General features: G+C 33.8%; 12 protein-coding genes and 1 tRNA gene. 7 read left to right on the plus strand and 6 right to left on the minus strand.

Going from position 1 to position 10,991, the window contains the following annotated elements:
- The 7 genes from AC4AGG_RS12995 to AC4AGG_RS13025 all read left to right on the plus strand — a co-directional run.
- A partial coding sequence (locus tag AC4AGG_RS12995) for a hypothetical protein (protein WP_489772439.1) occupies nucleotides 1-452 on the plus strand: 452 nt, incomplete at its 5' end.
- A gap of 251 nt (nucleotides 453-703) precedes the next feature.
- Nucleotides 704-1,027, plus strand: coding sequence for a hypothetical protein (locus AC4AGG_RS13000; protein ID WP_489772440.1), 324 nt, complete (start codon nucleotides 704-706; stop codon nucleotides 1,025-1,027).
- A gap of 281 nt (nucleotides 1,028-1,308) precedes the next feature.
- Nucleotides 1,309-2,337 (plus strand): DUF4272 domain-containing protein, encoded by a 1,029-nt coding sequence (locus AC4AGG_RS13005; RefSeq protein ID WP_489772441.1) that lies wholly within the window; start codon nucleotides 1,309-1,311, stop codon nucleotides 2,335-2,337.
- Nucleotides 2,338-2,463: 126 nt separating this feature from the next.
- Entirely contained in the window at nucleotides 2,464-3,594 is a 1,131-nt protein-coding gene (locus AC4AGG_RS13010) for a hypothetical protein (protein WP_489772442.1), read from the plus strand.
- Between the two features lie 137 nt (nucleotides 3,595-3,731).
- Nucleotides 3,732-4,280 carry a DinB family protein gene (locus AC4AGG_RS13015; protein ID WP_489772443.1) on the plus strand — a complete coding sequence of 183 codons (549 nt, stop codon included), beginning with the start codon at nucleotides 3,732-3,734 and terminating at the stop codon, nucleotides 4,278-4,280.
- A gap of 142 nt (nucleotides 4,281-4,422) precedes the next feature.
- On the plus strand, nucleotides 4,423-5,595 hold the full coding sequence (locus AC4AGG_RS13020) for an LTA synthase family protein (RefSeq protein WP_489772444.1): 1,173 nt from the start codon (nucleotides 4,423-4,425) through the stop codon (nucleotides 5,593-5,595).
- Nucleotides 5,576-6,379: an LTA synthase family protein gene (locus AC4AGG_RS13025; RefSeq protein ID WP_489772445.1), complete on the plus strand. Its 804-nt coding sequence runs from the start codon at nucleotides 5,576-5,578 to the stop codon at nucleotides 6,377-6,379. Before AC4AGG_RS13020 ends, AC4AGG_RS13025 begins: the two co-directional genes overlap by 20 nt.
- A 67-nt stretch (nucleotides 6,380-6,446) precedes the next feature.
- Here the strand turns inward: AC4AGG_RS13025 and AC4AGG_RS13030 are convergent, their stop codons facing one another.
- The 6 genes from AC4AGG_RS13030 to AC4AGG_RS13055 form a co-directional block, all read right to left on the minus strand.
- Complete coding sequence (locus tag AC4AGG_RS13030; protein ID WP_489772446.1) at nucleotides 6,447-6,863, minus strand: HXXEE domain-containing protein; 417 nt, start codon at nucleotides 6,861-6,863, stop codon at nucleotides 6,447-6,449.
- A 191-nt stretch (nucleotides 6,864-7,054) separates the two neighbouring features.
- The gene (locus tag AC4AGG_RS13035; RefSeq protein WP_489772447.1) at nucleotides 7,055-8,017 is read right to left on the minus strand and encodes an alpha/beta fold hydrolase; all 963 of its coding nucleotides are present in this window, start codon (nucleotides 8,015-8,017) and stop codon (nucleotides 7,055-7,057) included.
- Nucleotides 8,018-8,217: 200 nt separating this feature from the next.
- Nucleotides 8,218-8,302, minus strand: a tRNA-Ser gene (locus tag AC4AGG_RS13040).
- A 404-nt stretch (nucleotides 8,303-8,706) separates the two neighbouring features.
- Nucleotides 8,707-9,063 (minus strand): fluoride efflux transporter CrcB, encoded by a 357-nt coding sequence (gene crcB / locus AC4AGG_RS13045; protein WP_489772448.1) that lies wholly within the window; start codon nucleotides 9,061-9,063, stop codon nucleotides 8,707-8,709.
- A gap of 145 nt (nucleotides 9,064-9,208) precedes the next feature.
- Nucleotides 9,209-10,147, minus strand: coding sequence for a thioredoxin-disulfide reductase (trxB, locus tag AC4AGG_RS13050; RefSeq protein WP_489772449.1), 939 nt, complete (start codon nucleotides 10,145-10,147; stop codon nucleotides 9,209-9,211).
- Between the two features lie 117 nt (nucleotides 10,148-10,264).
- The coding region (locus tag AC4AGG_RS13055; protein WP_489772450.1) for a hypothetical protein at nucleotides 10,265-10,991 on the minus strand (727 nt) is incomplete at its 5' end.

A 10,991-nucleotide genomic window follows, 5' to 3' on the forward strand; every position in this document is an offset into this window, starting at 1 on the left:
AAACTGGAAAAAAGAAACCTGTTTTTTACTTAACTACAATAAATAATTATGGATTTTTACTTGATGAAAATGATTCAATTAAGATCAATAAATTTGAAAATGAGAATAAAAAAAGTTCTGATAGTTGTGACAAATACAAACTAAATTGTTTTTTGGATGGTGGTTACCAGCAAACGGAATTTAAAGGAGGAATTAATAACTTTCGTAAAATTATTTTTGAAAACTTTAACTTGCCAGCCAATTCTACACCAAGTATTAACAATATCTATGTTGTTATTGGTAAAAACGACAAAATAAAATCATATAATATTAAAAGCAAAGATAAAAGAGTCGAAAAAGAACTTGCTAGAATTCTAAATCTTAAAGAAGTTGACAATTGGATTTCGGGAAGTTTCGATAAGTACAAATTGGTATCGTTTATCGAATTAGATTTAATCATTGAAAAAAAATAAATACTGATCGAAGTAAAATAGCGAAAGTAGGCTTCAACACGCGACTTCTTCTACCCTTTTTCTCAAAAAAATGAGTTCTGGAAATATTCAGGTTATAATTTTGTATTTTAGACTCGTCAAATTTCATCACTCATAAAGTTTCCGAGTTACTTTACAATAGAATGAAATTCGAAAATCAATACAAATAAAATGTTTTTAAAAGTATGTTTGTGATCCATAAGAATAATAACAAAAAGATGAATCTTTTACTTATGATATATCTAATTATTACGTTACTAGCTAGTATTTGGGTACTAAAGAATGATTTAATAACTTTATCAAATGAAAAGACATCTGAAAATTTTGCTTTGCTCGTAGTCACTCTATTAGACATTTATTTTACTTTAATGTTACTAAAATGGAAGAAATGGGCGCTTTTTGGTCTTGGAATGACCTCTCTGGTAACATTCGTATACAATATATCAGAAGGACTTGGAATTTTTTATTCCTTACTAGGACTGTCCGGGTTTTTGATTATTTTGGGATTACTACTTTTGAAAAGAGAGGGGAAAACTGGATTCCAAAATCTTCAATAACTTTCCTTGCTAAGATCTTTTTTCAAAATAAAAAATTATTATATCCCTAAGATTGTATTTTTTCGCCGTGTTTTTTCGATGATGAAGCACTCATATTTTTCTCTGTTGAACTTTAGCGCTTGGCTCCTCATCCATTAGAACTAATCAATTTGATGACAGTGTGGTCAATAGACGTAATATTCTTTCTTGGCTTCATGAAACTTTAGGGAATCTTTATTGATTAACTGACTAAGATTTTATATTTTGGTCACATTATTCAAAAGATTAAAAAAACACTTTATATGGGATTATTTGATTGGTTAAAAAAGAAAAAACAGAATAACGATGGTGTCATTAGAATTCGGCTTTCCGGTGACGAAAGCATTGATATCGAGAATTCATTCGCACAAATGGGAATTACCTCCATAGAAGAGCAAAAAGAGATCCTGAAAAATTATACTTGGCATTATTTAGACGATTTAGATGAAAATCTGAAATGTACCATGCAGCTTGTCCAGACTGAGGCTCTAGAAGCCGCAAAACCCTTTTTGGACAGCAGGGATATTCTGGAAAAAATAACTGGAATAAAATATATTAGGAAAGAAAATATACACAATGAAGATATTGAAGATGATGAGCAATTCCATGATGGCAACCCCAAAGATCGAGATATTAGCGAATTTCGGACTGCTGCGATGCAAGAATGTATTGCCGCGGGTTTTCGACCTGCCAAATCACTTCCAACCATCAAGCCAATTGAGTTAAGGCCGGATTTAGAAATTGCAAAGAGACTTCATGCTATCAAAGCAATGGTATATTGGCTATTGGTTCCCGAAGAAAATATCCCCGATCATGTTATCCTAGATTTTGTAAAACGTAATGAATTGGAAGATTCGCTTACTGACGCAGAATCTGAGATCTTCAATCATCACCGAGACGATCAGAAATTGAGGGACTCCATCGGTTGGAAATTCGAAAATGCATTTCCATTAGCATGGTACTTTGGTTTTCGCAGACCCGATATTTCTGGTCAAATGTTGAGTGGAGACGAGATGCAAGAACTCTTAGAAAACCATACTTGTGACTTAGACGAATCAGTGATAGATTGGATTATTGAGCAACCTAAACTTAATGAAAGTGATGTTGTCGCCTTGGAAGACTTGTTCTATTGCGCTCACAATGCAGTGAGAAGCGGCCAATTAGGACATTCAACGGTTCCAGAAAACTTTGATCCAATTGCAAATGGAGGCGTAATCCATGAAAGAAGGCACTCTTTAACTTGGATGTTGTCTAAAGATGTAGCTTGGGATAAAACCGATCTAAGTACTTAAATTTTCACTTTAGAAAAAAGATAATAAGATACTAAAAATTAAATATTTATAATTAATAATTTTAATTTTTAAGAAAATATTCATTAGCAAAATTATACTACAAATAAGAAAGCACTTCAACAAAAAATGGGCGTAGATATCATGGGACTTGCACTGAGTTCCCAACACATAGACATTAGAGAGATTACTAATCAACTTAATATCATAGTAAGTGAGCCTATTGAGGTTACGACTTTTGAAAGAGCTCTTTCTAGTGACATAAAAGATGATGAAGTTTTTTTTACCAAACTTTCTAATGGAACTTTAATTAATTTTGGGACTCATTTTCCAATTTTCGAAGATGGATTTTCGATATTATCATTAAATAATCAGAAACTTACAAAGTTTATCTACGGTGAAACTTCAGGACAATACTTTTTTGAGTATAGTGAAAATGGAGAGGTACTGAGAACAAAACAAGTGTCGGAAGATGAGATTTTGGTCAATGAAGGCACCTCTCAACCAATAGAATTCGCAGGACTAAACCCCGATGAAGTTGTTTTAGAAATGATTAATCAGACCTGCGGAGATGACATCTTTACCATCGAACCTGATGCAGAAACCATCAAATACAAGTATATTTCAGGCAAACCAAAACCAGCAGTCAAACCAAAACCAAAGAAGGATACACAAGATAAAGTCGAAGGAGCAGAAGTCCCAGCAAAAGTCAGATTGATTTTTTTCATTTTTGTTCTTCATAGTTTTTTAGGTATTGCAAATTTAATAACCGCCAATCTTGTCTTGGACAAACCTTTCCAACTTCAAATTTCTAGTTATATTAGTTTACTTATCTCCGCAATTCTTGGGCTTTTGCTGTTGATGGGAATAAAATGGGCTAGAATTTTGACTTTAGTGCTATTTATTATTTCTATTCCTTTCTCGTTGCTTGCCATTAAGTTTGATATCCTCCTTATTAATAAGATCTTTCAAGTAATTTTAGACATAGCTTTGGTTATCCTATTATTTAAGAAAGAGGTAAAACAATACTTTGCGGAAAAGAAGATTGGCAATATCAATCAACTTTTTGAAAAAATATCTTTTTCCGAAATTCTTGGTTTGTTAGTAGCTTCAATCATATTCCAAATTGGAGCAGCTGACTTTGTTCTTCTTACTGATCTTTTACCGCAGGGATTTGTGACTGGCATCATTTCAGGAATATTTATTGTTGCTGGCATCTTGATGGCGAAAAAAATCTTGAAGACAAATTATGAAAGATAGAACTTCAATTTTTAATATTGAACAAAACGAATGGCCAAACTGAAAGGCTGTTAACAATATTGATCCATGCAAAAAAGCTTGATTTCAATCAAGTTTTATCAATCTTAGATTTCCGAATTTTGCAAAAAAATTAGCATATGAATTCGGAATATTTGATTGAAAGCTTGAAGGGACAAACTAGGGAAGTAATTAACAAAATTGTTTTGCTTCAAAATGAAGATGAAGAAACACTGACTTGGCGCAATAATGCTGCTTCATGGAATGTGTTAGAATGTATCGAACACCTCAATCTATATGGCGCTTTTTATTTTGATCAAATCGAAAATAGCTTATCGAAAAGTTCTTCTAAACCAGAAAGTGATTTCAAAACAGGGATTTTAGGAAATTATTTTGCAGAAAGTATGCTCCCGAAAGCCAAGTCTAAAGGAATGAAAACCTTTAAAAGCAAGAATCCAATTCAACGAAAACTAGATAAAGAAAAAGTCTTTGAAATATTTATCAATCAACAACAAAGACTACTTTCGCTCCTTGATAATTCCAAAAAACATAACATTAATAAGGTAAAAATTAGGACGAGCATTTCAATCATTATCCAACTAAAACTTGGCGATACTTTCCGTTTCATAGTTAACCACAATCTTCGTCATATCAATCAGATTGAAAGGATATTAGCTCAACAAAAATGATGAAGGGGGGCTCTAATATGAAGCATTGATAAATTAAAAGTGAATTGAGTGCCTTTTAACTATCAAAAAATGAAAATATTTCAATATTTATTCACAATTTATTTTCATATTTGTGCGTTACATTCAAAACCTTTTTTAGTAAATGAAATTCTTGCCGAAAAATAGATATTCCTTACTTTTTTCTTTTGTTGCATTATACTTGCTACTCTCCTTTTTGGTCAGGTTAGCACTGCTGCTAATCTCATTTGGTGATGCGAGCTTCAGCTTTTTGGATATCATTAGAGCATTTGGAATCGGATTTATATTTGACCTGTCCGTAAGTCTTTCATTTGTATTCATTTATAACCTTTATTTATTATTTATTCCTCAAAAATGGGTAGGTTCAAAATTTGACAAAATCTTCACCTATTTTTATCTTACTTTGGTTTTGGTTATCATGTTTTTTAGTTTGATGGCCGAATTTCCCTTTTGGGAAGAATTTGGGGTGCGATTCAACTTTATAGCGGTTGATTATTTAGTGTACACCTACGAAGTATTTTCTAACATCAATGAGTCTTATCCGATACCTGTTATTGTTCTTGCCTTGGCAACCTTGATTGCTTCTTCTTTATTTCTTTTCAAAAAGAATGGCGCTTTTAGTAACACATTTAACTCAAAAATGCCTATTAATAATCGCTTGTTAATTTCTGTTTCTCTTTTGATTTCAAGCATTTTAATGGTTACCTTCTTGCACAATTCTTTAGCGGAATTCAGTATGAATTCAGTAGTTAATGAAGTTGGTAAAAATGGGGTATTCTCCTTCTTTAGAGCCTATCGTTCTAATGAATTAGAGTATGACAAGTTCTATAAAAAACTCCCAGAAAAAGAAGCGTATAGTATTGTTAAACAAGAACTTTTACAGGACAACCAAAGTTATACTTCAAATCAGTTGGATAACATTTTGAGACAGACAAACGGTTCTCAAGAACTTCTCCCTAATATTGTGATAGTGGTGATTGAGAGCTTCAGTGGTGAATTTATTTCAGCTTTTGGAAACAAAGACCACATAACTCCTAACTATGACCAATTGGCTGAAAACAGTATATTTTTCACTAATCTTTATGCCACTGGAACCAGAACTGTGAGAGGAATGGAAGCTTTGACCTTATCCGTCCCTCCGACTCCCGGAAATAGCATTGTAAGACGACCAGAAAATCAAAATCTTTTTTCCGTTGCAACCATCCTTAAAGAAAAAAACTATCAACCTTACTTTATTTATGGTGGTGATGGTTATTTTGACAATATGAACAGTTTCTTTGGGGGGGCAAGGATTTGACATCGTTGATAGAGACCGCGGAAATCTATTATCTGACAATATTAAAACCCACCGATATAATATTCCTGATAACAAGGTAAGTTTTGAAAACGCTTGGGGAATCTGCGATGAAGACATTTACAAGCAATCGTTGAAGTATGCTGATAAAAGCAACAAGCAAAAGAAGCCCTTTTTTCAGTTCATTATGACTACTTCTAATCACAGACCTTATACTTTCCCAGAAGGCAAAATTGACCTTCCTCAAGGCGACCGAAATGCTGCTGTAAAATATACCGATTATGCGCTAGGAAAATTTATTACAGAAGCAAAGAAGAAGCCATGGTTTCAAAACACAGTTTTTGTCATTGTAGCTGACCATTGCGCAAGTAGTGCTGGAAAATGGGAACTCAATATCAAAAACCACCATATTCCTGCGGTGATTTACAATCTTAATAACCCGCCTCAAAAAATTGATAGATTAACCTCTCAAATTGATGTGCTCCCTACTCTATTTGGTTATTTGAACTGGAATTATGACACTGCTCTGTACGGAAAAGACATTAATAAGACCAAAGTTGGTGACGAAAGAGCATTTGTAGGAAATTATAGAACTTTAGGACTTCTAAAAGGGGATATTTTCACGCAAATTGATGACAGAAAACGCGCACTACAATTTAAAGTGACTGGTTCCGAAAGCACTTTGACCCCAATCAAAACTCCAAACCAATCTTTGATCAACGAAACAGTTTCCTACTACCAAACTGCAAGCGAAAGATTCAAAAATGGAAAAATGAAGACGAAATAAAAAAGGCTGTATTAGTAAGCTGATTTTGCTTCAATTAGTTCTTTAGAATTTTAATCGAAGCAACTTTTTAGAGTCTTAAAATTTTTCTTACCCAGGCTGGAACAAAGTACATTCCCATCAGACAAGTCACCATAATCGGTGCATAAGAATGTGCAATATAACTTGTGAGAATATGCCAAACTAGAAAGAATGATAACCCGAAAATATATAAAAGCAACAGAAATTTGGTTGCTTTTTCATTTTTTCTAAATAAGTACGCTATAAGCGTTACAGAACCTAATTGCGCCAACGAAGATAGAACAAAATATTCCGGATGGATAATCACTCTTTCGGCATTGGTCACACTAGCTATTTGCATCCAATTTGGAATCTTGTACGCATTATCAATGTACCATTGAAAAAAGCTGATGCTTTCCTCAACCTGATGAAGCGCATGCATTCCCATAATCGGCGCCCACAAATTCAAGTACTTGTTCATCTTCAAAATATTAGCTTTACCAATTAAATTCCAATAACTTAAAGATACAACAAGAAATTGAAATAGAAAAGAAGAAATTGAATTTTGCTAGATTGAATCATCACCTTATTTGAAAGTAAAGAAATACCGACAATGCGATTTTGAAAGGTTTCTGCTCACCAATCTTATAGGACAATGTTAGCCCTTTTAACTTTCCTTTATTGCACCTTTTTTATCCAATTTTCAATTTCATAAAAAGTAGTTTCAGAATTTTCAATCCATGGGAAATGTCCAGCTTTATCAACGATTACTAGATCTGAATTGGGTAGAGTCTTTTGTAAATCCTCGGCATATTTGGGAGGATTATTAGTATCATACTTGCCGTTAATAATCAAAATATTGGCTTTAATTTTGGAAAATGATTTTTGGTAATCCAAATACTTTTGCCTTTCTGCAACAGTTTCAACCCAATGAACTCCCTTAACTGCCCTCCTTCTACCAGCTTTTGAAATTTCTTTAACGATAGGAATTACTTTCTCTGCACTTTCTTCATTGTAACACCACCATTTTACAGGTGCGTCTGAGATGTCTTTTCCTATTTCATTAGTACTTGATTGATTTTTAATCATGTAATCCCAATCTTCTAAAACCTGCATAAACCATGGAGACTCTTTTGCTCTTTCGGTTTCAGATTTTTTTCTTCTTTCATATGTTTCCTGTTGATTTCCTATCAAACTTGTTCCTGAAAGTATGAGTCCAGACGTATTTTGCGGATATTTTGAGGCGTATTCTAACGCTATTGCGCTTTGGTCAGAATGTCCAAAAATCCAAATTTTATCGGACTTAAGTTTTCTTCGTAGATTATCTATTTCTAGAACGATATCATCTTGATTGTACCCTTTGACAGTCTTTGGTGATTGAGATTTTCCAGTGCCTCTTGGTTCGTAGTAAACCATGGTGAAATACTTTTCAAGTGGTTTCAAAGTTAATTGATATCCTATTTTTCCAGAATTTAAATGTCCAACTAACATTATCGGCCCTCGTCCTCTTATGGTGTAATTTAATTTTAAGCCTCCAATTTTTTCATAGTGATCACTATTTGGTATCTTTTGAGCACTGAAGAGATTTGAAAAAAGCAAAAGCAAAATGACGACAATAAAAAGTCTGGAGCTTGATATCATATTATCTTCTTTAAGGGTTTTAAAATATGTAGATTTACATACCACTACAAAAGTCAACTTAATTAAAATACTGAAATTACAAAAAAATAGTAAACTATAAATTTAATAGAAAAAATGAATATATATTAAGGTCAGAAAACATCAAAGAACCCAATAAAAACAAAAAAGCAACTTACATTATCTGCAAATTGCTTTTGAAGCGGAGAGAGAGGGATTCGAACCCCCGGACCTGTTACAGTCAACAGTTTTCAAGACTGCCGCAATCGACCACTCTGCCATCTCTCCATGATAACGATGTTCTCGTTTTCAGTGGTGCAAATATAGTACTCTTTCGGTTTTCTGCAAAAAAAAATAAAAATTAATTTTCAACTTTTTCTTCAACCCCTGAAAACCAGCAAATAATATTTTCAATTATTTTAAATTTAGATTCAATCCAAACGAAAATTAGCTCTAAAATCAACCAAAATTCGCCTTTCAACCTCTGGTCAATGTCTAAAAAATCTAAAATTAAAATAAATAATACTCAATTTTTTGTACGAACATCAATTTAACCACAGCGAGTACAAAGTTTATTTTTTATGATTCGCTGTTTTGGTCTAGCAAAAAAGACTTCACTCAGCAATAGTCGCAAATATTTTCGCGATTAAATAAACCTCAAAAGCTCATGTAGCAAGAAGTAATAATAGATTTTACAATTTGGAACCCAATAAAGCCAAACCAAAACCTATTAAAGTACTTAATAAAACATAAATCGTCAGCGTTGCATATTGCTGATTTTGCCAAAGAGCAAGATTCTCTACAGAGAAAGTCGAAAAAGTGGTAAATCCCCCGCAAAATCCAACGATCAATAAAAACCGAAGTGGGTGATCCATTTTCATGAACTGAGTAGCAAGAAGCCCTATTAAAAAGCAGCCCAACATATTAACCACAAATGTCCCCATCGGAAACGAATTATAGGTCCACAATTTTTGGGTATATTGAGAAATCAAATACCGAAAAACGCTTCCAACTCCTCCTCCGATAAAGATATAAAATAGGGTTTTCATAATATTTTAAGAGCCAAATAAAGTAAAAAGAGCCAAGTAAAATGTGAAAAGTAAAAAGATTGAAGTAAAAAGATGCAAGTCATTTTTTTTAACTACATCTTAATCTAAATCTTAATTTCCATTTGACTTGGCTCCTTATTTATCATTAATGTAGTTCGGCTAAATATCTTTCTGCGTCAATCGCAGCCATACAACCAGTTCCAGCTGCAGTAATTGCTTGTCTGTAAGTCTGGTCTTGTACGTCTCCAGCTGCAAAAACTCCTGGAATATTCGTTTTGGTTGATTTTCCTTCGGTCACGATATAACCACTCTCATCAAGTGTAATTTGACCATTGAACAAATCCGTATTTGGTTTGTGTCCAATTGCAATGAAGATTCCTTCTACATCGATTTTTGTGATTTCTTGAGTCTGATTATTGATAGCTACTCCCCTTTCGACTAAGCTATTTTCACCTTCGATAGCGATCAATTCATGATGGAATTTCACCTCAATATTTGGTGTATTCATCACTCGGTGAATCATTGCTTTAGAAGCACGAAACTCGTCTCTTCTCACTAACATGGTCACTTTACGACATAATTTTGCAAGGTAAGTTGCTTCTTCGGCAGCAGTATCTCCCGCTCCAACAACAATCACATCTTTCCCTCTATAGAAAAATCCATCGCAAGTTGCACAGGCAGAAACACCGCCCCCTGCGTATTTTTTCTCATCATCTAGTCCAAGATATTTTGCAGTAGCTCCAGTCGAAATAATCACTGTTTTGGCAAAAATTTGTTTTTCTCCAACCCAGATTTGGTGTACTCCACCTACTTCTTTGGAAAATTCTACTTTGGTCACCAATTCGTAATGGACTTTGGTCTCGAATCTTTCTGCTTGTTTTTGTAACTCCATCATCATTTCTGGTCCAGTAACTCCGTTAGGATATCCTGGGAAGTTTTCAACTTCGGTGGTGGTAGTCAATTGTCCTCCTGGTTCGAGTCCAGTGTATAATTCGGGTTTCAAATCTGCTCTTGCCGCATAAATTGCTGCTGTAAATCCAGCAGGTCCAGAACCAATAATTACACAGTCTAAAATATTGTCCATACAAGTTTTATTTTTTAATCGTTTATTCTAATTTTTTAAGAGCTCAAAAATCGGAAATTAATTTGAGTTATTATTTTTTATTATGATGAATTTTGTCAATGAGTTAATTTCCAAAAATTATCCTCCACCGCAACCGCCGCATCCTCCACCACAACTGGAGCCACATCCTCCGCCCCCTCCGCAAGAACCACCAGAACCTGATGCAGCTTCATGGCTTTCTTTGCGATAATCATTAAAAGCCAATCCGTATTCGTGCACTAAAATGCCACTTCCAAATATAAAAAAGCTCCAATGCAGGTCATTATTGGCCAATCCCTTTTTGGAACACTCTTGTCCTTCAAAATACTTAGAGATAAAAGTGGTGGACATATATTTTTCAATATATTTTAAATATTTAATTGAAACAAAAACCATCACTAATACTGTTAAAAGTATGAAGAGAATAGGTTTATCTCTGGAAATACCGATAAGTATACGTGACATTCCCAAAATAATGTAAAACACTAAAACTCCCACATTTATCATGAAGATCCGATTGAACAGCTTTGATTTTCTCATATATTTGGACTGCGCATCAATAAAATTGGTGATATTTTCATAACGTGGTTGACCGGCAACTTCAAAAAACAGTCGTCGCAAGGACATCCTGCCTTTGGTTTTCAGAAGATTTAATACTTCAAATTCAAAAGCGTTAGAAGGCTTCGAATGCGGAACAGCCTCTAAATAGGTATCGGTGGAAATTAATATTTTCTTTTCCATAACCAGCTTGTTAACTTGCGAGGAAACCAAATCGTAGGTACTTCCGTATTTGAGGGTGATTAATTCTGAAACATCTAAATTAAAA

This window comes from Chryseobacterium sp. CG10_8, assembly GCF_058117085.1.

What these genes read in the sequence shown, in the direction of transcription:
- AC4AGG_RS13000 (WP_489772440.1), top strand. Translation starts at nt 704, where the DNA reads ATGATATATCTAATTATTACGTTACTAGCTAGTATTTGGGTACTAAAG.
- AC4AGG_RS13005 (WP_489772441.1), top strand. Translation starts at nt 1,309, where the DNA reads ATGGGATTATTTGATTGGTTAAAAAAGAAAAAACAGAATAACGATGGT.
- AC4AGG_RS13010 (WP_489772442.1), top strand. Translation starts at nt 2,464, where the DNA reads ATGGGCGTAGATATCATGGGACTTGCACTGAGTTCCCAACACATAGAC.
- AC4AGG_RS13015 (WP_489772443.1), top strand. Translation starts at nt 3,732, where the DNA reads ATGAATTCGGAATATTTGATTGAAAGCTTGAAGGGACAAACTAGGGAA.
- AC4AGG_RS13020 (WP_489772444.1), top strand. Translation starts at nt 4,423, where the DNA reads ATGAAATTCTTGCCGAAAAATAGATATTCCTTACTTTTTTCTTTTGTT.
- AC4AGG_RS13035 (WP_489772447.1), bottom strand. Translation starts at nt 8,017, where the DNA reads ATGATATCAAGCTCCAGACTTTTTATTGTCGTCATTTTGCTTTTGCTT.
- crcB (WP_489772448.1), bottom strand. Translation starts at nt 9,063, where the DNA reads ATGAAAACCCTATTTTATATCTTTATCGGAGGAGGAGTTGGAAGCGTT.
- trxB (WP_489772449.1), bottom strand. Translation starts at nt 10,147, where the DNA reads ATGGACAATATTTTAGACTGTGTAATTATTGGTTCTGGACCTGCTGGA.